Annotated in this window: 21 protein-coding genes; 9 read left to right on the top strand and 12 right to left on the bottom strand. The window is 63.7% G+C overall.

The features are described 5' to 3' along the window. Window positions 1-45 precede the first annotated feature (45 nt). The 7 genes from JAO75_RS11225 to JAO75_RS11195 form a co-directional block, all read right to left on the bottom strand. A complete protein-coding gene (locus JAO75_RS11225) occupies window positions 46-495 on the bottom strand; it encodes a RidA family protein (RefSeq protein ID WP_199049229.1) in 450 nt (149 codons plus the stop codon). A 14-nt stretch (window positions 496-509) separates the two neighbouring features. Further along, the gene (locus JAO75_RS11220) at window positions 510-1,694 is read right to left on the bottom strand and encodes an acyl-CoA dehydrogenase family protein (protein ID WP_199049228.1); all 1,185 of its coding nucleotides are present in this window, start codon (window positions 1,692-1,694) and stop codon (window positions 510-512) included. A 1-nt stretch (window position 1,695) separates the two neighbouring features. Next, window positions 1,696-2,529 carry an enoyl-CoA hydratase family protein gene (locus tag JAO75_RS11215; protein WP_210340228.1) on the bottom strand — a complete coding sequence of 278 codons (834 nt, stop codon included), beginning with the start codon at window positions 2,527-2,529 and terminating at the stop codon, window positions 1,696-1,698. After that, complete coding sequence (locus tag JAO75_RS11210; protein WP_199049226.1) at window positions 2,529-3,038, bottom strand: MarR family winged helix-turn-helix transcriptional regulator; 510 nt, start codon at window positions 3,036-3,038, stop codon at window positions 2,529-2,531. Before JAO75_RS11210 ends, JAO75_RS11215 begins: the two co-directional genes overlap by 1 nt. Before the next feature lies 1 nt (window position 3,039). Beyond that, a complete protein-coding gene (locus JAO75_RS11205; protein ID WP_199049225.1) occupies window positions 3,040-3,807 on the bottom strand; it encodes an SDR family NAD(P)-dependent oxidoreductase in 768 nt (255 codons plus the stop codon). Window position 3,808: 1 nt separating this feature from the next. After that, on the bottom strand, window positions 3,809-6,163 hold the full coding sequence (locus JAO75_RS11200; RefSeq protein ID WP_199049224.1) for a bifunctional salicylyl-CoA 5-hydroxylase/oxidoreductase: 2,355 nt from the start codon (window positions 6,161-6,163) through the stop codon (window positions 3,809-3,811). Window positions 6,164-6,252: 89 nt separating this feature from the next. Beyond that, complete coding sequence (locus tag JAO75_RS11195) at window positions 6,253-7,902, bottom strand: benzoate-CoA ligase family protein (RefSeq protein WP_199049223.1); 1,650 nt, start codon at window positions 7,900-7,902, stop codon at window positions 6,253-6,255. A 374-nt stretch (window positions 7,903-8,276) separates the two neighbouring features. On the opposite strand from JAO75_RS11195, the gene JAO75_RS11190 reads away from it, so the two are divergent. The 6 genes from JAO75_RS11190 (at window position 8,277) to JAO75_RS11165 (ending at window position 13,836) form a co-directional block, all read left to right on the top strand. After that, the gene (locus JAO75_RS11190; protein ID WP_199049221.1) at window positions 8,277-9,452 is read left to right on the top strand and encodes an ABC transporter substrate-binding protein; all 1,176 of its coding nucleotides are present in this window, start codon (window positions 8,277-8,279) and stop codon (window positions 9,450-9,452) included. Between the two features lie 143 nt (window positions 9,453-9,595). After that, entirely contained in the window at window positions 9,596-10,516 is a 921-nt protein-coding gene (locus JAO75_RS11185; protein ID WP_199049219.1) for a branched-chain amino acid ABC transporter permease, read from the top strand. Between the two features lie 9 nt (window positions 10,517-10,525). Beyond that, window positions 10,526-11,557, top strand: a complete 1,032-nt coding sequence (locus JAO75_RS11180; RefSeq protein ID WP_199049217.1) for a branched-chain amino acid ABC transporter permease — start codon at window positions 10,526-10,528, stop codon at window positions 11,555-11,557. Beyond that, window positions 11,550-12,305, top strand: coding sequence for an ABC transporter ATP-binding protein (locus JAO75_RS11175; protein WP_199049215.1), 756 nt, complete (start codon window positions 11,550-11,552; stop codon window positions 12,303-12,305). The genes JAO75_RS11180 and JAO75_RS11175 overlap by 8 nt, the downstream gene beginning before the upstream one ends. Continuing rightward, on the top strand, window positions 12,305-13,003 hold the full coding sequence (locus tag JAO75_RS11170; protein ID WP_199049214.1) for an ABC transporter ATP-binding protein: 699 nt from the start codon (window positions 12,305-12,307) through the stop codon (window positions 13,001-13,003). Before JAO75_RS11175 ends, JAO75_RS11170 begins: the two co-directional genes overlap by 1 nt. A gap of 11 nt (window positions 13,004-13,014) precedes the next feature. Continuing rightward, window positions 13,015-13,836 carry an alpha/beta hydrolase gene (locus tag JAO75_RS11165; RefSeq protein ID WP_199049212.1) on the top strand — a complete coding sequence of 274 codons (822 nt, stop codon included), beginning with the start codon at window positions 13,015-13,017 and terminating at the stop codon, window positions 13,834-13,836. Window positions 13,837-13,857: 21 nt separating this feature from the next. Here the strand turns inward: JAO75_RS11165 and JAO75_RS11160 are convergent, their stop codons facing one another. Then, a complete protein-coding gene (locus JAO75_RS11160; RefSeq protein WP_199049210.1) occupies window positions 13,858-14,397 on the bottom strand; it encodes a transglutaminase-like cysteine peptidase in 540 nt (179 codons plus the stop codon). A 103-nt stretch (window positions 14,398-14,500) separates the two neighbouring features. Here JAO75_RS11160 and JAO75_RS11155 point away from each other — a divergent pair, with 103 nt between their 5' ends. After that, window positions 14,501-15,094, top strand: a complete 594-nt coding sequence (locus JAO75_RS11155) for a histidine phosphatase family protein (protein WP_246742459.1) — start codon at window positions 14,501-14,503, stop codon at window positions 15,092-15,094. 3 nt (window positions 15,095-15,097) lie between these two features. On the opposite strand, the gene JAO75_RS11150 is transcribed toward JAO75_RS11155, so the two are convergent. Both JAO75_RS11150 and mfd read right to left on the bottom strand, forming a co-directional pair. Continuing rightward, window positions 15,098-15,325 carry a hypothetical protein gene (locus tag JAO75_RS11150; RefSeq protein WP_199049209.1) on the bottom strand — a complete coding sequence of 76 codons (228 nt, stop codon included), beginning with the start codon at window positions 15,323-15,325 and terminating at the stop codon, window positions 15,098-15,100. Between the two features lie 84 nt (window positions 15,326-15,409). Continuing rightward, entirely contained in the window at window positions 15,410-18,742 is a 3,333-nt protein-coding gene (gene mfd / locus JAO75_RS11145; RefSeq protein WP_199049207.1) for a transcription-repair coupling factor, read from the bottom strand. A gap of 359 nt (window positions 18,743-19,101) precedes the next feature. On the opposite strand from mfd, the gene JAO75_RS11140 reads away from it, so the two are divergent. Further along, entirely contained in the window at window positions 19,102-20,259 is a 1,158-nt protein-coding gene (locus tag JAO75_RS11140; RefSeq protein WP_343234598.1) for a L,D-transpeptidase family protein, read from the top strand. 28 nt (window positions 20,260-20,287) lie between these two features. Here the strand turns inward: JAO75_RS11140 and JAO75_RS11135 are convergent, their stop codons facing one another. Next, entirely contained in the window at window positions 20,288-20,662 is a 375-nt protein-coding gene (locus JAO75_RS11135; protein WP_199049203.1) for a hypothetical protein, read from the bottom strand. Between the two features lie 82 nt (window positions 20,663-20,744). After that, window positions 20,745-20,945, bottom strand: coding sequence for a hypothetical protein (locus JAO75_RS11130; protein WP_199049201.1), 201 nt, complete (start codon window positions 20,943-20,945; stop codon window positions 20,745-20,747). Window positions 20,946-21,311: 366 nt separating this feature from the next. Here JAO75_RS11130 and JAO75_RS11125 point away from each other — a divergent pair, with 366 nt between their 5' ends. Then, complete coding sequence (locus JAO75_RS11125; RefSeq protein ID WP_199049199.1) at window positions 21,312-22,733, top strand: protein adenylyltransferase SelO; 1,422 nt, start codon at window positions 21,312-21,314, stop codon at window positions 22,731-22,733. Window positions 22,734-22,976 lie beyond the last annotated feature (243 nt).

Here is a 22,976-nt window from a genome sequence, read left to right as displayed (position 1 = left end):
CATCAGGCAGGACCTTCCAACCGACGGCCTGGAAGGCCAAGGCGGTCAGGTGGTTGCCCGCCGGGGAACGACGGCGGTCGCCTCGACTTCGATCCGGGCGGCCTTCTCCACGAGCCTCACGACTTGGACGAGCGCCATGGCCGGATAATGGGTGCCGAACACGTCTCGATAAGCGCGGCCGAGCTCGCGCAGATTGGCAAGATACTCCTCGATGTCGACCACATACCAGGTCAGCCGCACCAGGTGCCGGGGCTCGGCGCCTCCCTCGGCCAGGATGGCGCGGATGTTTTCAAAAATCTGGCGAGCCTGCGCGACGAAACCGTCGGCGAAAACTCCGTTCTCGTCCCAGCCGACGATGCCACCGGTGACCACAAGGCTGCCCTCGGCCATCATGCCGTTGGCATAGCCCTTCGGTGTGGGCCAGTGCTTCGGGTTGAGAACTTCGGGACCATCGTCGGCAACGGACAAGGGAGCCCCCCCAACAGCAGCTGTCATCGGCATCCTCCCTCTCAAAAGTTGGATCGTTGTGCGTGCATCTTCAGGAGCTCCCGCGCAATCACGATCTTCTGCACTTCCGTCGCCCCCTCGTAGATCCGCAAAGCTCTGATCTCACGATACAGTTCCTCGACCTTCACACCCTTGGTCACGCCGAGACCGCCGAAGATCTGCACGGCTTTGTCGATCACGCGCTGCGCCTCTTCCGTGGCATGCATCTTCGCCATGGCGGCCTCACGGGTGACGCGCTCGGCACCCTGGTCCTTGGTCCAGGCTGCGCGGTACACGAGGAGCGCAGCACTGTCGACGCCGGTCGCCATGTCGGCCAGGGCCGCCTGGGTCAACTGCAGATCGCCCAGGGGCGCTCCGAACAGATTGCGGGACGATGCATGCCGCAGCGCCTCGTCCAGGGCGCGGCGGGCCAGCCCGAGGGCCGCGGCTCCAACGGTCGAACGGAAGACGTCGAGGGTGGCCATGGCCACCTTGAAGCCCTCGCCCGGTCCGCCCACCCGCTGCGAGAGCGGCACCCGGCATCCCTCGAACCGGAGGGTCGCGAGAGGATGAGGCGCGATGACGTCGATCCGGTTCTCGATCGTCAGGCCTGGCGTCTGCGCCTCAACCACATAGGCAGACAGGCCCTTCGCGCCCGGAGCCTCCCCGGAGCGCGCGAACACCACATAGTGGTCTGCAATCCCGCCATTCGATATCCAGGTTTTGACGCCGTCGAGGCGCACATGATCCGGTCCGTCCGGCACAGCCGTCGTGCTCATGGCGGCCACATCCGAACCGGCCTCCGGTTCCGAGAGCGCGAAGGCTGCGATGGCTTCGCCGCGGGCAACCGGCGGCAGGTATCGTTCCTTCAAGGCCTCGGAGCCGAACAGGGTGATCGGACCCGTGCCGAGCCCCTGCATGGCGAAGGCAAAATCCGCCAGGCCATCCTGGTAGGCGAGTGTCTCGCGGGCGAGGCACAGGGTCCGGACATCGAAGGTCGGGGACAGGCCGCCATAGGTCTGCGGCACAACGGCCCTGAGCCATCCGGCTTCGCCGAGGCGGCGTACGAGATCGCGGCAGGATGCGTCTACGTCATGATGATCCACAACGGAGCGGACTTCCCGTGCAGCCCAGTCGCGCAGAGTTTGGGCGAACTGCCGGTGATGGGCCTCGAAGAAAGGCCAGGAGAGAAAGCTCGTGTCGGTCACGTCAATCTCCCTTGAAGACCGGCTTTTCCTTCGCGGCGAAAGCGCGATAGGCGCGGGCGAAATCCTCCGTGGTCATGCACAGGGCCTGCGCCACGGCCTCGGCCTCGATAGCCTCTTCCACCGACATGGCCCATTCCATGGCGAGCATGCGCTTGGTCATGGTGTTGGCATAGGTCGGTCCCGTGCCGATCGTCCGTGCCAGTTCGCTGGCTGCGCCCAGGAGTTCACCGGCATCGACAACACGACTGAAGAAGCCCCACCGCTCGCCCTCCTCCGCGCTCATGAAGCGGCCGGTGTAAAGCAGTTCCGAGGCCCGGCCCTGCCCGATGATGCGAGGCAGGATCGCACAGGCACCCATGTCGCAGCCGGCGAGGCCGACCTTGTTGAACAGGAACGCCACCTTTGCGCCCGGCGCCGCGAGACGGATATCGGAGGCCATTGCGACGATGGCGCCCGCGCCGGCGCAGATGCCCTCGACGGCCGCAATGATCGGTTGAGGCGCAGCCCGCATGGCCTTCACCAGTTCGCCGGTCATTCGCGTGAAGGCGGTGAGGCCCTTCGTGTCCATCTCGACCAGCGGGCCGATGATCTCGAAGACATCGCCACCGGACGAGAAGTTTCCGCCCGCGCCGGTCACGACGATGGCTTTGACCTCCTCGTCCCTTGCACAGGCATGGAAGAAATCCGTCAGCTCACGATAGCTCTCGAAGGTGAGCGGGTTCTTCTTCTCCGGGCGGTTGAGCGTGACCGTCGCAACGGGTCCGTCGACAGTGAGACGAAAATGGCGCGGCTCAAATGTTCTGAGCGGCAGGGTCACGGAATTGGCAACCTGCATCACTGGCTTTCTCCTTGAATCGCGCGCCGTGCCGACAGCTTGGTTTTTCCGAGAAGCCGCATGAGTTCGCTCCGATCCTTCTCCGTCAGATCTCCGAACAGCTCGGCAATCCAGTGCTCATGCTCGGCCGCCATGGTGCGAAACTCGGCACGGCCGCTCTCCGTCAGGCTGATCACCGATGATCTGCGATCCGTTGGAGACGCAGAGCGTATGATGTGGCCGGAGGCAACGAGCCGGTCGACAAGACCCGTCAGATTTCCGTTCGAGACCATCATGCGCTTCGAAAGATCGGACAGGGTCATCCCGCTCGGCGCCTTGTCGAGTTGCGCCATCAGGTCGAAACGCGGCAGCGTGACGTCGAACCGCTCGCGCAGGCGGCCGCGCACCTCGCCTTCGATGAGCGTGGTGCAGGTGAGAAGGCGCAGCCAGAGGCGCAGCTCCTCCCGGTGATCCTCCGGCATCTCGACGGCCTTGGTTTCGGCGTCGAGCGGAATTGCCTGATCGTCCATCTCAGATTTCCCCTCCGGCCACCACAATGGCCTGCCCCGTGACGGACCGCGCCTCCTCGCTGCAGAGCCAGAGCACCGCAGCCGCCACTTCCGCGGGGTCGATCAATCGGCCCTGCGGGTTGTGCTTCACGAGTTCGCCCAGCGCTTCGTCACGGGTCCTGCCGGTCTTCGCCATGATCTTCTCGAGGCTCTCTGCCACGAGATCCGTATCCGTAAAACCCGGACAGACGGCGTTCACGGTCACGCCGGTTCTGGCGGTCTCGAGCGCCAGCGCGCGAACGAAGCCGACGACCGCGTGCTTGGCGGCACAATAGGCGCTCACATAGGGATAGCCTTTCAGGCCTGCCGTCGAGGCCACGGCGACGATGCGCCCAAAGCCTCGCTCGGTCATGGAGCCCAGCACCGCCTGAGTGACGTTCGTAACGCCAAGCAGGTTCACGTCCAGCATCTGCCGAAAAACATCCGGACCCGATTTCAGGAAGGGCGCAGAAACTGCGCCGCCGGCATTGGCGATCATAAGATCGATTGGACCGTAGCGTGAGACGGTTTCCTGCACGGCGGCCTGAACCCGCTGCGGGTCGGAAACGTCCGCCACGGCGGCGGCATGGGCATCGCCCTGCATGATGGCTTGATCGAGCGTTCCGGGGCTGCGCCCGACGATGGTCACGGTCGCTCCTGCCCTGACGAGGGACGATGCGATCGCTCGGCCGATCCCGCGGCCGCCGCCCGTGACCAGTGCATGCCGGCCTTTGAGAGTTGTCATGGTCATCTCATTCCGCCGCGAGAGGCTTCTCACCGGCCTCCATCTTCGACTCGGCTCGGGTCTTCGGCTTGGCCTTGATCTTCAGATCCTCCAGGTCCTGCCGATCACGCACGGAGTTGCGGAAGATCTGATCCCGTCCGGCGTAGTACTGCGGCGGGCAATGGATGTCGGCGGCTCCATACCAGGCCGCAGCCTTCAGGGTGAAGAACGGGTCGACGAGGTGCGGCCGGCCGAGAGCAACCAGATCGGCGCGGCCTGCGGCGAGGATCGTGTTCATCTGATCGGCCGTCGTGATGTTGCCGACGCACAGGGTGGCGACACGCGCCTCGTTGCGCACCTGATCGGAGAACGGCGTCTGGAACATGCGCCCGTAAATCGGCCGTGCCTCGCGCACGGTCTGTCCGGTCGAGACATCGACGAGATCGACCCCATGCTCGGCAAAGGCACGGGCGACCTCGACCGCGTCCTCGCCCGTGACACCGCCCTCGGCCCAGTCGGTGGCGGATATACGCACCGACATGGGCTTGTGCGATGGCCAGACCTCGCGCATGGCGTCGAACACCTCCAGCGGATAGCGCAATCTGTTCTCGAGCGAGCCGCCATACTCGTCCGTGCGCCGGTTCGTAAGCGGCGAGATGAAGCTCGCCAGCAGGTATCCGTGAGCGCAGTGGAGTTCGAGCATGTCGAATCCGGCGCGCTCGCCCCGAATGGCAGCCTCGACGAACTGCGCCTTGATGGCGTCGAGTTCCGCCCGCGTCACCTCGCGCGGCACCTGACTGTCCGGGAAGTAGGGAATGGGCGATGCGGAGCAGATGTCCCAGGCGCCCTCCTCCAGGGGCCGGTCGATGCCCTCCCACATGAGCTTGGTGGCGCCCTTGCGGCCTGCATGCCCGAGCTGCAGGCAGATCTTCGACGCCGAATTCGCGTGAACGAAATCGACGATGCGTTTCCAGGCGGCCTCCTGCTCGTCGTTCCACAAGCCGGTGCAGCCGAGCGTGATGCGCGACTCCGGCGAGACGCACGTCATCTCCGTGAATACGAGGCCCGCGCCGCCCGTGGCGCGGGAGCCGTAGTGGACGAGATGGAAGTCGTTCGGCACGCCGTCCTTCGCCGAATACATATCCATCGGCGACACCACCACCCGGTTGGCGACATTCATCTCCCGCAGCCGGAACGGCTGGAACATGGGAACCGTGGGGCTCTCGACCGCAACGTCGAAGCCCTGCCGACGGACCTGTCTCGCAAAGGTCCGATCAACGGCCGCGACGAAATCGGGCGCCCGCAGGCGCAGGTTGTCATAGGTGATCGCCTTGGCGCGGGTCATGACGCCGAAGGCGAACTGCACCGGATCGAAATCCCAGAAGCGGGCTACATGCTCGAACCAGACCAGCGACACGTCGGCTGCATGCTGGGTTTTCTCGACTTCCTCGCGCCGTCCCGTCTCATAGAGCGCCAAGGCACCCTCGACGCTGGGATCGCGGCGAAGGGCTTCATAGAGGGCGATGGCATCCTCCATGGCGAGCTTGGTGCCCGAACCGATGGAGAAATGCGCCGAGGCCTTGGCGTCGCCGAGCAGCACCTTGTTGCCCATGACCCAGCGCTTGTTGCGGATCATCGGGAAGTTGCGCCAGATCGAACGATTGGTGAGGATGCGGTGCCCGCCGAGGAACCAGCCGAAGATCTGCTCCATGAGGGCGGCGGACTCCGCCTCGCTCTTGTCCTTCAGCCCGGCCCGCTCGAAGGTCTCGGGATCCGTCTCGAACACCCAGGTCGAGCGGTTCGCCTCATACTGATAGGCATGGGCGATGAAGGGCCCCCACTCGGTCTCCTGGAAGATGAAGGTGAAGGCATCGAGCGGTTTGGTCGAACCCATCCAGGTGAACTTGTTGGGCCTCAGGTCGACTTCGGGCTGGAAGTGATCCGCGTAGCGCTCCCGGAAACGGCTGTTGATGCCGTCGGCCACTACGACGAGGTCCGCATCGGCGAACAGGCTCTCGTCATCGACATCCGCTTCGTAGCGCAGGGTGACGCCGAGTTCCTCCGCCCGGTCCTGCAGGATCAGGAGCAGCGTGCGGCGCGAACATCCGCAGAAGCCGTTGCCCCCGATCCGGTGCTCGGTTCCCCGGAAATGGATGGCGATGTCGTCCCAATAGGCGAACTCGCGGACGATCCGCTGATAGCTCGGCAGGTCGTACTTCTCGAAATTGTCGAGGGTCGCATCGGAGAAAACGACCCCGAAGCCGAACGTCTCGTCGGCCCGGTTGCGCTCATAGACCGTGATGTCGGCCTCCGGCCTGAGCTTCTTCAGCAGAATTGCGAAATAGAGCCCCGCAGGGCCGCCGCCGATGATCGCCGTCTTCATGGGGTTCTATCCGAGTTGCGGATTTATTTTAAGCTTAAAACAATTGGCGAGCAACCTGAAAGCCGGTCGCCAAGCTTCCGACCTCGTCGTCATGCACTCATCGCCTCCTGCGGATTCGGTGCATCCTGGGCAATGCGGCGCAATTCGAAACGCTGGAGCTTGCCGGTCTGGGTCCGGGGCAACGCCTCCACGAACTCGATCAGGCGCGGATATTTATACGGGGCGATTTCCTGCTTCACGTGGTCCTGCAGCGCCTTCGTCAGCTCGGCGCTTGGGACATGGTCCGGACGAAGAACCACGTAAGCCTTGACCACCGTGCCACGGCCATCGTCCGGTGCCCCGACGACGCCGCATTCGGCCACAGCCGGATGGGTGAGGAGCGCCGCCTCGACCTCGGGTCCCGCGATGTTGTAGCCCGCGGAGATGATCATGTCGTCGGAGCGCGCCTGGTACCAGTAATAGCCGTCCTCATCCATGAGATAGGTGTCGCCGGTGACGTTCCAGCCGTCCTGAACGTATTTGCCCTGCCGCTCGTCGGCGAGATAGCGACATCCGGTCGGCCCGCGGACGGCCAGACGGCCGACGCTGCCGGGCGGCAGGTCGCGGCCTTCTTCGTCGATGACCTTCGCCTCGTATCCGGGAACGGGCTTGCCGGTCGCACCGGGGCGGATCTCCTCCTCCCTGGCAGCGATGAAGATGTGCAGCATCTCCGTCGCGCCGATCCCATCCATCAGCCGGATGGTCGTTGCATCCCTCCAGGCCTCGAAGGTGCCCTTCGGCAGGGGTTCGCCAGCGGAGACGCATTTGCGCAAGGACGAGATGTCGTAGCCCTCCAGCTTCGACAGCATGGCGCGATAGGCGGTCGGCGCCGTGAAGCAGATCGTGGCCCTGTACTGCATGATCGCCGGCAGAAGATCGTCAGGGCCGGCCTTCTCCAGCAGCACGGTCGAGGCGCCGACCCGCATCGGAAACAGCACGATGCCGCCGAGACCGAACGTGAAGGCGAGCGGCGGCGAGCCGATGAAGCGGTCGCTCGACTCGGGCCGCAGCACGTTGCGGGAGTAGGCATCGCAGATCGCCAGCATGTCGCAATGAAAATGCATGGTGCCCTTCGGCTCGCCGGTCGTGCCGGAGGTGAAGCCGATCAGGCACACATCGTCCGCTGCCGTGTCGACGGCCTCGAACTCGGATGAAGCTTCCGCAATCAGCGCCTCGAGGCTGTCCGACTTGCCCGAGCCCCAATACACCACGTGCTGCAGATCCGGCGCCATGGCCTTGGCGCGCTCCATCTCCTCGGACAAGCGATGATCGCACAGAGCAATGGTGATCCGGGCCTTGTTCAGCGGATAGGCGATCTCCCTTGCACGCAGCAGAGGCATGGTGGCGACGACCACACCACCTGCCTTCAGCACCGCCAGATAGGCAGCCACCATCATGGGGTTGTTGGCGGATCGAAGGAGGACCCGGTTTCCGGGCACGAAACCAAGCCGCTGAACCAGCACGTTGCAGATGCGGTTCACCCGCTCCTGAAGCTCGCGATAAGTGAGAGTCTCGGCCGGGCTGATCAGGCAAGGCTGGTCGCCCCTGCCCTCCTCGACCCAACGGTCCAGGAATGCCGCGGCGCAGTTCAGGCGTTCGGGATATTGCAGTTCGGGACGGGTGAAGATGAACGCCGGCCATTGATCCCGGGGCGGAAGGTTGTCTCTCGCGAAGGTATCCACATGCGCCGTGTCCGCCATCGTCCGCTCCTTCGTTCCATTGTGGAGCAGGAAAGCCATGCCGCGCGGACCTGGAGAGACTAGGCAACGATGCACCAGGGACCAAACGGCCCCTCAGCAACCCTTGTCCCGCTCCTCGCGCAGCTGCCATCCCACCGGCCTTCCCATGCGAAACAATCCACTTGAAGAAGACGAAATTTATTTTAAACTTAAAACAATCCTTGGCAATCCCCATTTCAGGGATGCCCGTCGAGGGCTCCAACAAAGGGAGTGTTCGGCACAGGTGTTTTGCGGCAGAGTAGCGCCGCCCCTTCCGTCGAGGCGCCTCACGTCCCGCCGGGAACAATCACGCAGCACGAAAACGTGCGCAGGGAACAGCCACTCGGGAGTTCACGATGAAACTGACAGTCAAAACCCTTGGCCTCGCGGCCGCCTTCGGCATCGCCGCTGTGCCCGCTATGGCGCAGGAGAAGGTGAAGGTGGGCCTGCTGCTGACCCTCTCGGGCCCGTCAGCGGTGCTGGGCCAGCATGCGCGGGACGGCTTCCAGCTCGCCTTGAAGGACCTGGGCAACAAGCTCGGTGGGCGCGATGTCGAAGTGATCGTCGTCGACGACGAGTTGAAGCCCGATGTTGCAGTGCAGAAGGCCAAAGGCCTCGTCGAGCGCGACAAAGTCGACTTCGTCGTCGGACCGATCTTCTCCAACGTCGCCGTCGCGACGCACAAGCCGATCACCGACTCGAAGACCTTCTACATCAGCCCCAATGCCGGCCCGTCGAACCTCGCCGGCAAGAGCTGCGATCCGTATTTCTTCGCAACCTCCTACCAGAACGACCAGAACCACGAGGTTCTGGGCAAGGTCGCCGAGAACCGCGGCTACAAGAAGGTTTATCTGCTGGCGCCGAACTACCAGGCCGGCAAGGATGCGCTCGCGGGCTTCAAGCGGCACTATAAGGGTGAGATCGTCGAGGAATCCTACGTTCCGCTCAACACCCTCGACTTCCAGTCGGAGCTGGCCAAGATCGCCTCGATGCAACCGGATGCGATCTTCACCTTCATGCCGGGCGGCATGGGCGTGAACCTCGTCAAGCAGTACCGTGCGGCGGGCCTCGCCGACCGCATTCCGTTCCTCTCCGCCTTCACGGTCGATGAATCGACCCTGCCGGCGCAGCAGGACGCGGCACTCGGCATGTTCGGCGGCTCCAACTGGGCTCCGAACCTCGACACGCCGCAGAACAAGAAGTTCGTGCAGGACTACGTTGCAGCCTACAACTCCGTGCCGGCTTCCTACGCCATGCACGGCTACGATGCAGCGCTCCTCATCGACAGCGCTCTCAAGGCGACGGGCGGCAAGACCGACGACAAGGAGGCCGTGCGCGCGGCCCTCAAGAAGGCGGAATTCAAGTCCCTGCGCGGCGACTTCAAGTTCGGCGCGAACAACTTCCCCGTTCAGGACTTCTACCTCGTGAAGGTCGGCAAGCGCCAGGACGGAAAGTTCCAGACCGAGATCGTCGAGAAGGTGTTCGACGATTACGCGGATGCTTATGCCAAGGAATGCACGGCGACGAACTGAGCCGCGTTCCGACAGTTGCCCGCCCCGTTCAGGCCTGCGCCTGATACGGAGCGGGTCTTTATTCCGAGAACGCCGCCGGCATTCTCGCCGAGGCCGACGAGCCAAGGCTCGCCCGGTGAACGTCCGCCGCCAGTGAAGCGCCGATGACCGCGACCCTCCTTCTGATCCAGACCTTGAACGGCCTTCAGTTCGGTCTCATCCTGTTCCTGATCGCCGCCGGGCTGACGCTGGTCTTCGGCGTCATGGACTTCATCAATCTGGCGCATGGCGTCCAGTACATGATCGGCGCTTACCTGATCGCGGCCTTCAGCGCCTGGACGGGCGGCTTCGGCTGGGGGCTTGCGCTCGCCCTTCCGACCGCGCTGGCCTTCGGCCTTCTTCTGGAAGTACTCATCTTCCGGCACCTCTACGAGAGGGACCACCTCGATCAGGTGCTCGCCACCTTCGGCGTGATCCTGTTCCTGAACCAGGGCGTGAAGTTCGTCTGGGGTGCGGCTCCCCTCAGCGTGCCGGTGCCGGAGATCCTGTCGGGTTCCGTCGAGATCGCCGACGGGCTGCTCTATCCGGTCTATCGCCTCGCCATCATCGCGGCGGGCCTCCTCGTCGCCGCCCTGCTCTACGTGCTCGTCAACTACACCCGGGTTGGCATGCTGGTGCGCGCCGGCGCCACGAACCCGCAGATGGTGTCGGCGCTCGGCGTCAACATCAAGCGACTGTTCATGATCGTCTTCGGCTTCGGAGCCATGCTCGCGGGCTTTGCCGGCGCGATGGTCGCGCCCATCCTCTCCGTGCAGCCGGGCATGGGCGACAACATCCTCATCCTCGCCTTCGTGGTGATCGTGATCGGCGGCATCGGGTCGATCCGCGGGGCCTTTCTGGCGGCGCTCCTGATCGGTCTCGTCGACACCATCGGCCGCTCCTTCGCGCCGAACCTGCTGAGGCTCGTTCTCGATCCATCGGCGGCGAGCCAGACCGGCAGGGCCATCGCGCCGATGCTGATCTACATCTTCATGGCGGCGGTGCTGTTCTTCCGCCCCGCCGGCCTGTTTCCGGTGAAAAGGTAAGGCGCGGCCATGACGGAACTCACCGGAACGCAGACCGCTCCAGCGCCCTCCCCGGGCATGCGGATCGACATCATCCCCGTCATCCTGTTCGCCGCTTTTGCCGCGGCCCCCCTCCTGGCCTCCGCCTCGGGTGCGGAGGGGTATGTCCTGTCGCTCCTCACCCGTGTCATGATCTTCGGCCTCGCGGCCCTGTCGCTCGATCTCATCCTGGGCTATGGCGCGCTCGTGAGCTTCGGGCATGCGGCCTTTCTCGGCATCGGGGCCTATGCCGTCGGCATCCTGGCGAGCCATGGGGTGGAGGACGCGTTGATCCAGATCCCGGTGGCGCTCGCGGCCTCAGCCCTCTTCGCGCTGGTGACGGGCGCGATCTCGCTGCGGACGAAGGGGGTCTATTTCATCATGATCACCCTCGCCTTCGCGCAGATGCTGTTCTTCCTCGCCACCTCCCTCGCCCCCTATGGCGGCGATGACGGCATGACGCTCCCGACCCGCAGCCTCGTTGCGGGCGCCGGGTTCCTGGAGAACGACTACGCCTTCTATGCTGCAACGCTCCTTTGCCTCACCGGGGGCTATCTGCTGTCGCGAGCCATCGTCACCTCGCGCTTCGGGCGCGTGCTGCGCGGCACGAAGGAGAACGCCGTGCGCATGGAAGCCATCGGCTTCCAGCCCTTCCGCTTTCAGCTTGCAGCCTACGTCATCAGCGGCATGATGGCGGGGCTCGCAGGCTGCCTCATGGCCAACCAGGCGGAGTTCATCAGTCCGGCCTTCATGACCTGGCAGCGCTCGGGCGAGCTGATCTTCATGGTGGTGCTCGGCGGGCTCGGCTCCCTGCATGGTGCGATCATCGGAGCCGCCGCCTTCCTGCTCCTCGAGGAGTTCCTGCCGGAACTCCTCCATGCCGGGAGCTTCTTCCTCAACGACGACGTCCGGTGGCGGCTGACGGAAAACTGGCAGATGGTCTTCGGCCCCATCCTCATCCTGATCGTGCTGTTCGCCCGCGGCGGCATCATGGGCATCTTGCGGAGGGGTTCCCATGGCTGAGCCCCTGCTCGAACTCCGCAACCTGCGGAAGGCCTATGGCGCGCTCACTGTTACGGACGACGTGAGCCTTTCCGTCAGGCCCGGCGAACTGCACGCCGTCATCGGCCCGAACGGCGCAGGCAAGACGACGCTGATCCATCAGATCTCCGGCATGCTGTCTTCGGATTCGGGGCAGATCCTGTTCGATGGGGAGAACGTCACCCATCTCTCCATGCCTCAGCGGGTACGGCGAGGGCTCGCGCGCTCGTTCCAGATCACTTCGATCCTGCCAGGCTTCTCGGCGCTTGAGAATGTAGCGCTCGCCGTCCAGGCGCGACACGGATCCAGCTTCCGCCTGTTCGGCAATGCCGCGCAGGAGCGGGCACTGAACGAGCCCGCCATGCAGCACCTGAACACGGTCGGGCTCGGTGGCCGCGCCAGCATCCCTGCGGGCCTTCTCTCCCACGGCGAGAAGCGGCAGCTCGAACTCGCCATCGCGCTGGCGACGGAGCCGAAGCTTCTCCTGCTCGACGAGCCTCTGGCGGGCACCGGCCATGACGAATCCCTGCGGGTCGTGGAAACGCTGCGGCGCCTGAAGGGCCGCATCACCATCGTGCTCATCGAGCACGACATGGATGCGGTATTCTCGCTCGCCGACCGGGTCAGCGTCCTCGTCTATGGCCGCGTGATCGCAACCGACACGCCGGAGAATGTCAGGATGAACGAGGACGTGCGCACCGCCTATCTCGGCGAGGAGGAAACGGTCTGATGCTGTCCGTCCGTCAGCTCCAAGCCTCCTACGGCGCGGCCCAGGTCCTCTTCGATATCTCTCTCGATGTCGGGGCGGGCGAAGTCGTGACGCTGCTCGGCCGCAACGGCATGGGCAAGACCACCACCGTGCGCTCCATCATGGGCCTCCTGCGCCCGCGCGCTGGCGAAGTGCGCTTCGACGGCGCCCTCGTGACCGGATCCGCTCCCTACCGCATCGCCCAGACCGGCATCGGCCTCGTGCCGGAGGGACGTCAGATCTTCCCGAGCTTAACGGTCGAGGAGAATCTCGTCGCCACGGCCTCCAACCGAACGGGCCTGGGCCGCTGGACGCTCGATGCCGTGTACGACCTGTTCCCGCGCCTGAAGGAGCGCCGCAGCAATCTCGGAACGCAGCTCTCCGGAGGCGAGCAGCAGATGCTCGCCATCGGCCGCGCGCTGATGACGAACCCGAAGCTGCTCATCCTGGACGAGGCGACGGAAGGTCTGGCGCCGCTGATCCGCGCCGAGATCTGGACCTGCCTGAAGCGTCTCAAGGGCGAGCGTCAGTCGATCCTGGTGATCGACAAGAACGTGGGCGCGCTGGCCACTTTTGCCGACCGGCACGTGATCGTCGAGAAGGGCCGCTCGGTCTGGACGGGAACCAGCGACGAACTCATGACGGATACCAGCCTCAAGGACCGGTATCTGCACGTCTAAGGACAAGCGCCATGGCATCCGAAGACCTCGACCTCGAGGCCGAATACAACAACCGGGCGCGGGTGCCGGACCATCCCACCCACATTGCCGGCTGGCAGCGGGATGCGGCAGCGTATCGGGAGACGGCACGCTGCGAACTCGGTCTTTCCTATGGCCCCGGCGAGCGGCACCGGCTCGATCTGTTCCTCCCGCAGGACGGCGATACCGGCAGGCCTGTCGTCCTTTTCATCCATGGCGGCTACTGGCAGGGGCTCGACAAGTCCTTCTTCAGCCATTTGGCGCGCGGTGCCAATGAACGCGGACTGACGGTGGCGGTGACGAACTACACGCTCGCTCCCGCGGCGACATTGGGCGAGATCGTCTCCGAGATCGAAGATGCTTCGGACTTCCTCGTGCGGCGCACAGCGCGCCCGCTGGTCGCAACCGGTCACTCGGCCGGCGGACATCTTGCTGCCTGTCTCATGGCCCGCCCTGACCCACAAACCATGTCCGTCCGGGCAGCCATGCCGATCTCAGGCTTGTTCGATCTTCCGCCCCTCGTGCCGACCTCGATCAACAGGGCACTCGGGCTCACCCTCGAGGAGGCGCACCGCCTGAGCCCCCTCGAATGGGCGCCGCCGAGCAGCGGGCATCTGGTCGCCGTCGTCGGCGGTGCGGAAAGCAGCGAGTTCCTGCGCCAGTCCCGCGCCATTGCGGACGAATGGGGCAAGGCTGGCGTGACGACGCGCTACCATGAGGTGCCGGGCGCCCACCATTTCGATGTGATCGCGGGGCTTGCGGATCCTGCGGACCCGCTCGTCGACATTCTGGTCGGCCTATCCGCAGAGGCCTGACGCCTCACCCGGGACTGTGGCTCAGCCGCGCTTTTTCCGGAAAGCAACCTGCGCAACCGGCAGATCCGCTACAGGCTCGCTGGTCTTCTCGCCCGAAGCCGAGATCCATGCGCGGCCTGATTGCCTTGCATAAAATACATGGCCTGTTCCTTCAGGGCTGAGGATCGACGAAGTGAGGTTGTCGAGGACGTAACGCCCCTGGGCGGTCGAGACCAGAAGCACCGCATGCGCCTCCCCCTGCGCCGTGGCACCGACAGCAATCGAGAGCGCGGATGAAGGCCAGCCGCGTTCGATCAGCATCTTGCGCTTGAGCAGCGCGAAGTCCTCGCAATCGCCCTTGCCGCTGGTCGGGAGCGCCCACACGTCCTCGCGGCCATACTGCTCCAGATCCGAGACTTCACGGATGGTGTTGTTCACATGGCTGTTGATCTGCTGCAGCTGCGCCATCCGCTCGGCCGTCAGCACGAAGGAGCGACCGGGTTTCGCCTGTGCAGGTGCAACCGACAGGATCATCAGGCCGGCAGCCAAGCCGAGCACCGCTCTTTGTGCGATGGAAATCATTGAAACTGCCCCTTGTGCCACTTGCCGGCTTTCGCCGGAGCTGTAGATCCGCTCCGGTTCTGCTTTGTCTTGGCAGATTGTAGGCCCGCATTATGAGACAACAATGAGGCAGCTTGGCCGTATGATGGAAAGGCGCTCCATGCCCTTGGCGGTGGCTCTGATCATTATCGCGATGGCGGGGTGGATGCACCCTGTTCAGGCGTCGGAAGAAGCTTGGCAGGCCTTGCGGCAGGGAGGCACGGTGGCGCTGTTTCGGCACGCCCGTGCACCGGGAACGGGCGACCCGGCCAATTTTCAGCTGGACGATTGCTCGACGCAGCGCAATCTCTCCGAGGAGGGCCGACAGCAGGCGCAGCGTATCGGAGATGCATTTAGAAGCCGGCAGGTGCCTGTCGAGCGCGTGCTTTCAAGCCGCTGGTGCCGCGCTCTGGACACGGCGCGTCTTGCTTTCGGTGCCCTAGCCCAGCCGGCTCCGCCGCTGGATTCGTTCTTTTCAGGGCGCGAGCAGGAGCCTTCCCAGACGGCGGCTGCACGCCGGATCATAGAAGGCTGGGACTCGACCGGCGTTCTCGTGCTCGTGACCCATCAGGTCAACATCACGGCCCTGACCGGGGTCTTTCCGAGCGAGGGCGAAGCGCTCGTGCTCAGGCCACGAGCGTCTTCAGGGTTCGATGTTATCGGGCGAATAAAGTTTTAGGATCTAGTCCTCGGCCCTGAGCTGATCGACCACGCCCTGGCTCATGTAGGGATGGCCCGCCTCGTTCAGAGCCCGGTCCATGGCCTCGATCGCAACGAGGATCTTGGTGATTTCCTCAGCCATCTCGACGGACGGGAGCGGCGCCTCCGACAATTGCCGGGCCATCTCCCTGCGACGCTTCACGAGGCTCTCCCGTGCTGCATTCAATTCCTTGATTTCCTCCGAAGTCATCGGCTCCTCACGTTGAAAGTCGCTTTCAGGGATAAGTCTTACAGGCGCGATCCGTTCGTGGCGAAGCCGACCGGCATCGCTGCCTCACTGTTCGAGCCGCGACAGAAGGTCAAGGATGTGCTGCTCCCTTTCCCCGGCCTGATCCTCGGCGACGGCGAGGATCAGACGGTCGCCGCTCCAGCGAAGCGTCCCTTGCGATTCCGCAATCGCATCTTGGAGGGGAAGCTTCTCGACAGCTCCCGGCCTGAAGCTCAGGGCAATCGCCTGAGGGCCGGCATCGATGCGGGCAATCCCCAGGCGCTGACAGATCTGCCGCATGCTCGTGAGGCGCAGAAGATTTCCTAAAGGCTCCGGCACCGGCCCGAAACGATCCTCAATTTCCTCCTCGAGATCCTCAATCGCTTCGGAGCCTTCCACGCGCGCAAGACGGGCGTAGAGATTGATCCGCACCTCGGGTTCGTGCACGTATTCGGCCGGAACGGTGCCCGACAGGCCGATGTGGAGATCAGGGGTCCAATCGTCCGCATAGCTCTCTCCGCGCAGGGCGCGCTTGAGCAGGTGCTGGTACAAGTCCGCCCCGATGAGCTTGATGTGCCCCGCCTGCTCCTCGCCGAGGAGGGAGCCGGCCCCGCGCTGATCGAGATCCTGGGCGCTGATGGCGAAGCCGGCGCCGAGCCGGTCGAGAGCCTCGAGCGTGCGCAGGCGCTTTTCCGTCGCTTTCGGCACCTTCTGTCCTGGTTCCGTCAGCAGATAGGTGGTGCCGCGAATGCGGCCGCGTCCCACGCGACCGCGAAGCTGGTGGAGCTGCGACAGGCCGAAGCGGTCGGCCCGCCACACCAGCATGGTGTTGGCGCGAGGAACATCGAGACCGCTTTCGATGATGTTGGTGGCAAGCAGGATATCGCCTTCGCCATCAGCGAACCGCACCATCACGTCGTCCGTCTCGGCCGGCGGCATCTGGCCATGCGCCACGAGAACCTTCAGCTCGGGCACGATCTTTGCAAGCTGTTCGCGCATCGGCTCCATGTCCTCCACACGGGAGCAGACCACGAAGCTTTGTCCGCGGCGCCGGCGTTCGCGCATGAGGGCCTGGCGAAGAGTCGCGGGGTCGAACTCCGTCAGGAATGTGCGGATCGGCTGACGACGGGCCGGCGGCGTCGCGATGATGCTCAGCTCCTGCAAGCCCACCAGGGCCGATTGCAGCGTGCGCGGAATGGGCGTTGCGGTCAGCGTCAGCACGTGCCCGCGTGAGGCCATCGCCCGCAGCTTCGATTTATGGGCGGCACCGAACCTCTGTTCCTCGTCGATGATGACAAGGCCAAGATCCTTGAACGTCACGCCCTTGGCAGCCAGGGCATGCGTGCCGATGACGATCCGCACCGATCCGTCGGCCAATCCCTTCTTCACAGCCCGTGCCTCCGATGCCGTCACGAGGCGCGACAGGTGTGCGACCTCGATACCGAGCCCTGCAAATCGCTTCTGGAAGCTGCGCACATGCTGGCGCGCCAGAACCGTTGTCGGCGCGATCACGGCAACTTGCTGGCCCGACAAGGCCACGGCAGCTGCCGCACGCAGGGCGATTTCCGTCTTGCCGAAACCGACATCCCCGCAAATGAGCCGGTCCATGGGATGGCCTGAGGCCAGATCGTCGAGAACATCCTCGATGGCCCGCAGCTGATCCGGCGTCTCCGAGAAGGGAAAGCGCGCGACAAACCGTTCGTACTCACGCACTGGAGGCACGAGCGGCTTCAGCTTCACGGCCTCGCGGGCTTCGACCAGCCTGCCCAGGCGCTCGGCGGTTTCGCGTATCTGCGTCTCGATCCCAGCCAGCTTTGCGATCCAGGCATCGCTCTTCAGCTTGTCGAGATGCAGCATCTCCGACATGCCGCCGTAACGCCACACACGGCCCATATCCGTTGCAGGGATCATGAGGGTCGTGTCATCCGCATAGATGAGCCGAACGGTATCGCTCGTTCCCTCGTCGCCTGTGCCGACGATTTCGGTCCCTTCCAGACGTCCGAGCCCGTGATCGACGTGGATGATTGCATCGCCGATCTGGAACTGCATGTCAGTGAACTGATGGGCCGTCGACCTGACCTCCTGCTCAGCCCCGCTCGACGCGCGGCTCCCCAGAACATCGGCGGCCGTCACGACAGCGATACCATGGCGCTCGTCGATGAACCCGCTCCTGATATCGGCCTGAAGGGCGAACGCCCCCTTCGGTGGCCCCGCAACGGCGTCGCTCCAGCGCTCGATGGTTGTCGGGCTGAGTGGCAGGGACTGAACCCGGCGCCGCATGCGGTTCAAATCGTCCTTGGTGGCAGCCGCCAGCACGATCTTCCGATCTTTGCCCTGCTGCGCCTCGATGAAGCTAGCGAGGGCGCGGGCCGGTTTTCCTGCAGCGGCAAAACGCGGCACCGCGTTACGCTGCGCCTCCTCTTCGGAGGCTGCATGAATGATTGTCAGACAGCGTTCACCCAGGATTTCCTGCCATTCCTCATCGGCGATGAACAGCCGCTCGGGAGACACCGCAGATCCTCTGCCGCTTCCATCGCCGCGCAGGGACGTGCGGCTCTCGTAAGCATCGGCAATCTGCTCCATCATCAGCCGGCGCCGTTCCTCAGCCCCAGCAGCAATCACGACGGGAACACCCGGCCAATAGTCGAAAATCGTTTCGAGGGGTGCATAGTGCTCCGGCAGCCGGTGCTCCATTCCGTCGAGGTGCTCCGGCACTGAGCCGTCGGCTGCTCTCTTGAGCAGGATCTCGGAAGCGGGATCCAGGGAAAGGGTTTCAACCTCCGCTTCGGTCCGCTGCGAAACGGGATCGTAGGAGCGGATGGCGGCGATGATCTGTCCATCGTGCTCGATGCGGTAGGGCAAGGGGCTGCTCGCGGGAAAGATGTCGATCACCTGTCCGCGGATAGCCGCCTCGCCCGGCTCGTCCACGCGCTCGTCGAGGATGTACCCCGCACGCAGGAGGTAGGATTCCAGTTCATCCTGCGAGAAGGCATCGCCCGTCGTGAGATGGAAGCAGGCCTGCTTCCAGATGCTTCGCGGCGGCACGCGCTGAATGACGGCGGCGCTGCTCGTGACCAGCAGCCGTGGCCCTTTCGACGGCTCATTCATGCGTCGCAGCACGGACATGCGCCGCCCCATTGCCTCCCGTGACGGCGAGGTGTTGTCAAAGGGAAGACAGTCCCAGGGCGGCAGAAGATGAACATCGAGGTCCGGAACCAGGCCCCTCAGGACTCGAGCCATCTGCTCGGCCCGGTTCTCGCCTTCCGCCACATAGATGAGTTTCCCCTGATCCGCATCGGCAGCCTGCTCGATGAGGCGAACCGCATGGAGGCCGATGGATGACGGCAAGGTGAGATCGATCCGCCGGATGTCCTGGGAGGGGGCGGGCTTCACGCGCATGGAGGAACTCGTCGGGCGAGAGGGCTGAGGCGAAGACAACGCTCGGGCCCTAGAGCCAGTTGCAGAACGCTTCGCCCTGCCGGGGCAGCATTTTGTAAACCATCCTCGGCCATAGTCCTGCAATGACCTATCGGAATGCGACACGCCTCACCGTCAGCCTGAGCCTGTTCCTTCTTTCCTGCTCGACACTGGGCAGCCTGAACGACGCATGGGCGGCCTCTGAACAGGTGCCCGCGACCGTTCCGGCGCGTCAGCCGGCAAGCCCTCCTGCGCCGTCGATTGAGCCTGAGCTGCGACAGAAAGCTGCAGCTCCGACCATCATCAAATCCAGCTCGCAGGCATCGCCAGCAAAGATCCCGGTGGCGACGATCTCGCAGGATTCCCGTCCGACCATGGACGCCGGCACCTTCATCAATACGATGCGGGCTGCCTGGACCTACAAGCGCATCTCGGAGGCCGGAGGCTGGCCCTCGCTTCCTGACGGCACCACCCTGAAAGCCGGCGACAAGGGACCGCTCGTTCCGGTTCTCCGGCAGCGTCTCATCGCCGAAGGAGATCTTGCTCGCGAACTGGCGAGCGGCACGACCTTCGACGCCGCTCTCACCACCGCAGTCAAACAGTTCCAGGCGCGACATGGACTGCCGGAATCCGGCGCCGTGCGGGCAAGGACACTGGAGGCGCTCAACGTCTCGGCGGCAACGCGCCATCGCCAGCTCACCGCATCGGCACAACGGCTGGCAAGCTCCACGTTCTCATTCGGGGACAGATACGTGGTGGTCAACATTCCCTCGGCCGCCGTGGAGGCTGTCGAGCAGGGTCAGGTCGCGCGGCGCTACGTGGCCATCGTCGGCAAGACGGACAGGCCCTCGCCTAGTGTCGAAACCCGCGTCACGGCCGTCAATCTCAATCCCACTTGGACGGTGCCGGTCTCCCTGATCAAGAAGGACATCATTCCGCATGTTCGGAAGGATCCGGACTATCTGCAGAAGATGAAGATCCGCATCCTGGATGCGAAGGGACAGGAGGTCGATCCGAAGGCGATCGACTGGACGACGCAGAATGCCGTCAACTACACGCTGCGGCAGGATCCAGGCGCGATCAACTCGCTGGGCCAGATTCGCATCGACATGCCGAACAAGCATGCGGTCTACATGCACGACACGCCCAAGAAGCAGCTTTTCGCGCAGGACATCCGCTTTCATTCCTCGGGCTGCGTTCGTGTCGCCGATGTGGGTGATTTCGCCGAATGGTTGCTGCGTGGAACCAGCGGACCGTCAGGCCCCTGGACGAGAGCCGGGATCGATACGGCCATCGCCGGCACGGCGCGTCAGGACATTCGGCTCGACAAGCCCGTTCCAGTGGCGTGGGTTTACCTGACCGGGTACGCAACGGCCGACGGCATGGTTCACTTCCGAAGCGACGTTTATGGGCTCGACATGCAGAGGAATGAGTCCGTCCCCGAGCCGGAGGCTGTCGACGTGCCGGCCACCGCATCCATCAAGCCAAAGCGCCTCTGAGACGATCGAGGCCTGGCGCGCCTCTCTCTTACGAACTTTTCCTGCGCAGCAGCCGCCCGGATGACGGCACAGGCATGCGGGCCCTGCGCCATTCGAACACCACATCCTGAAGCATGTCGATGGCGGCCATGGCTTGGGCCCGTGAAGCTGCGATCGAGGCAGGATCGCGCAGGGCGAAGCGATCCGTGTCCTGGGCCAGCCGTCTGCAGCGTTCCTCCACCAGACGCCTCGCCTCCTGCAGGCGCGGATGCGATGCTCCGGAGCCGGCCATCTCGTCGCAGAAGCGCAAGACGTCGCGCGCAAGGTTCTCGCCCGAATACAGGCCGGAATAATTGTTGATCATGCTGCGGATGTAGCCGAGCGAATAGCGGATTTCCTGTCTTAAGAGCGTGTCGCGGCTCATCGCGCTTCCCCGAACATGGAGTTGCATTCCTGCCTGCATCGGCGATGAGGTGGGTTATGCCCCACCGATCTCTAAAAAGACGTTAGCCCGGCTGTCCGACCTGCCGCTCGGAGGAATCATTGACTGGAATCAGCAGGGGCTGGGTGCTGCGCTCCGTCACCGTCATCTGTGAATACAAAATCTTCTCGAGGATCGGCCCGGCAACGATCCCGGCGACGAACGCGAACGCAGCGACAATCAAGCCTACCCGGCCGCAAAGGCTCAGCACATCTCTCAATGCCATGGATCCGCCTCCCGATTGCTTCGTTGGATGAAAGCTTAGGAGACGCTGCCGCTGTCGCCAATAGACTAAAGCATGAGATCGTCCGAACGCCGGGTGAAGGTGCTTGAGCAACCTGCCCGAACGCCCGGTAACCAAAGCGATTTCAGAGTCGAGTTTCTTACGAAATTTTTTTCGATCCAGCGCCGGAATGCGCCTCCGTCATTCACATTTGAAATGTTGTAGCAATTCTGATCCTTTTATGTTCGGCCCATTGATTCTGGCCAAAAGGCCACCTGAGCGGTGCAGCCCGCGTATGGTCGCCACGGCCGAACGGCTGAACAATTCAGCCTCGTTCGACTTGATCATGGGTTGAACCGGATTGCCTGGATGTCCTACTCGCCTGCCTTTTCCGCTTCGAAGCACCACGAGGAACTTGGGCCCTCCTTCTACGATGCCGTCGAGCCGGCACGCTTTCCGCAGCACATCCTGCGCTATCGCAATCAGCGCTGGGCAGGCCGTGTGGGTCTCGATGCTCTGAGCGATCAGGAATGGATCGACCATTTCGGCCGCTTCAAACCCTTGCCCGGAAGCTTCGAGCAGCCGCTGGCCCTGCGCTATCACGGCCACCAGTTCAGAACCTACAATCCGCATCTCGGCGACGGGCGCGGCTTCCTTTTCGCTCAACTCAAGGATGCCGAGGATGGAAGGCTTCTCGACCTCGGAACCAAGGGAAGCGGCCAGACCCCGTGGTCGCGCCATGCGGATGGCAGGCTCACGCTCAAGGGCGGTGTGCGGGAAATCCTGGCAACCGAAATGCTGGAGGCCCTCGGCGTCGAAACCTCCAAAACCTTCAGCCTGATCGAAACGGGCGAGGAGCTCGAGAGAGGCGACGAGCCGTCCCCGACACGGTCGTCCGTCCTTGTTCGCCTCAGCCATTCCCACATTCGCATCGGGACGTTCCAACGATTCCTCTACCTGAACGAGGTCGACAACATCCGCAGGCTGCTCGACCACACGGTTCGAGCCTACTTGCCCGAGACCTGGCGCGACGAGGAGCCCGCGCGAGCGGCTGCGTTTCTCGAGCAGGTCAGCCGGCGCGTCGCCCGCATGGGCGCACAGTGGATGGCCGCAGGGTTCGTGCATGGTGTGCTCAACACCGACAACATCAATGTCACGGGAGAAAGCTTCGACTACGGACCGTGGCGCTTTCTGCCTCACTACGATCCAGGCTTCACGGCAGCCTATTTCGACGAGACCGGCCTCTATGCCTTCGGACGGCAACCGGATGCGCTGCTTTGGAACCTCTATCGCCTGGCGGAGTGCCTGCTCCCCCTGGCCTCTCAGGATCTGCTGGAGCAGGCGCTCGCCTCCTTCGAACCCGCACTCCACCGGGAGTTCGCGCACGCCATCCTGCGCCGCCTCGGGCTCCAGTCCAAAGGCTACGAGCAGGACGGGGCTTTGGCGAAGGATCTATGGACCTTCCTTCACGAGACCCGCGCTCCATTCGAGCAGACGTTCTTTGACTGGTATGGCGGCGTCCTGAGCAGCGAACGCGCGCAGAGGAGCCGTTCAGCAAGCTTTTATGTGCACGAGTCCTTCCAGGCTTTCCGGACAAGGCTCGATGGTTTCCTGCCGTCTCCCGACATCAACCACGAGCATCCCTATTTCGAGCGTCCCACGCCCTGCACCATGCTGGTCGACGAGGTGGAGACGATCTGGAACCCGATTGCCGCTGAGGACGATTGGTCCCTCTTTGCGGCCAAGCTCGACAGCATCCGAACCATGGCCGAGGCTTACCGGGTTCGATAGATTGCTGAAGATCGTCCTATGATCTAGCACTCAGCAACAATAGCCACGCTTTACCTAGCGAACAACTCAGCAATAACGCCCGCAAGCAGAGCCATAAAAACCTAATATAGCCTACGCCGCAGGAAAGTTCCCCTGAAAAAGAGATTAGATTTTTGTCAGATCTCAGGAACGTTATCCATATACATGCGTCTATTAGCCAAGCAGGCTGCTCTAAGGCAGCTAAACATCACAATTGGCTAATTA

It is taken from the genome of Microvirga splendida (assembly GCF_016427565.1).
Taxonomy (GTDB): Bacteria; Pseudomonadota; Alphaproteobacteria; order Rhizobiales; family Beijerinckiaceae; genus Microvirga; species Microvirga splendida.
This window is presented reverse-complemented; position numbering and strand designations above follow the sequence as displayed.

Excerpts from the sequence above, each read along its gene's own strand:
- JAO75_RS11225 (WP_199049229.1), bottom strand. The coding sequence starts at position 495 with ATGACAGCTGCTGTTGGGGGGGCTCCCTTGTCCGTTGCCGACGATGGT.
- JAO75_RS11215 (WP_210340228.1), bottom strand. The coding sequence starts at position 2,529 with ATGCAGGTTGCCAATTCCGTGACCCTGCCGCTCAGAACATTTGAGCCG.
- JAO75_RS11210 (WP_199049226.1), bottom strand. The coding sequence starts at position 3,038 with ATGGACGATCAGGCAATTCCGCTCGACGCCGAAACCAAGGCCGTCGAG.
- JAO75_RS11205 (WP_199049225.1), bottom strand. The coding sequence starts at position 3,807 with ATGACCATGACAACTCTCAAAGGCCGGCATGCACTGGTCACGGGCGGC.
- JAO75_RS11200 (WP_199049224.1), bottom strand. The coding sequence starts at position 6,163 with ATGAAGACGGCGATCATCGGCGGCGGCCCTGCGGGGCTCTATTTCGCA.
- JAO75_RS11195 (WP_199049223.1), bottom strand. The coding sequence starts at position 7,902 with ATGGCGGACACGGCGCATGTGGATACCTTCGCGAGAGACAACCTTCCG.
- JAO75_RS11190 (WP_199049221.1), top strand. The coding sequence starts at position 8,277 with ATGAAACTGACAGTCAAAACCCTTGGCCTCGCGGCCGCCTTCGGCATC.
- JAO75_RS11185 (WP_199049219.1), top strand. The coding sequence starts at position 9,596 with ATGACCGCGACCCTCCTTCTGATCCAGACCTTGAACGGCCTTCAGTTC.
- JAO75_RS11180 (WP_199049217.1), top strand. The coding sequence starts at position 10,526 with ATGACGGAACTCACCGGAACGCAGACCGCTCCAGCGCCCTCCCCGGGC.
- JAO75_RS11175 (WP_199049215.1), top strand. The coding sequence starts at position 11,550 with ATGGCTGAGCCCCTGCTCGAACTCCGCAACCTGCGGAAGGCCTATGGC.
- JAO75_RS11170 (WP_199049214.1), top strand. The coding sequence starts at position 12,305 with ATGCTGTCCGTCCGTCAGCTCCAAGCCTCCTACGGCGCGGCCCAGGTC.
- JAO75_RS11165 (WP_199049212.1), top strand. The coding sequence starts at position 13,015 with ATGGCATCCGAAGACCTCGACCTCGAGGCCGAATACAACAACCGGGCG.
- JAO75_RS11160 (WP_199049210.1), bottom strand. The coding sequence starts at position 14,397 with ATGATTTCCATCGCACAAAGAGCGGTGCTCGGCTTGGCTGCCGGCCTG.
- JAO75_RS11155 (WP_246742459.1), top strand. The coding sequence starts at position 14,501 with ATGAGGCAGCTTGGCCGTATGATGGAAAGGCGCTCCATGCCCTTGGCG.
- JAO75_RS11150 (WP_199049209.1), bottom strand. The coding sequence starts at position 15,325 with ATGACTTCGGAGGAAATCAAGGAATTGAATGCAGCACGGGAGAGCCTC.
- mfd (WP_199049207.1), bottom strand. The coding sequence starts at position 18,742 with ATGCGCGTGAAGCCCGCCCCCTCCCAGGACATCCGGCGGATCGATCTC.
- JAO75_RS11135 (WP_199049203.1), bottom strand. The coding sequence starts at position 20,662 with ATGAGCCGCGACACGCTCTTAAGACAGGAAATCCGCTATTCGCTCGGC.
- JAO75_RS11130 (WP_199049201.1), bottom strand. The coding sequence starts at position 20,945 with ATGGCATTGAGAGATGTGCTGAGCCTTTGCGGCCGGGTAGGCTTGATT.
- JAO75_RS11125 (WP_199049199.1), top strand. The coding sequence starts at position 21,312 with ATGTCCTACTCGCCTGCCTTTTCCGCTTCGAAGCACCACGAGGAACTT.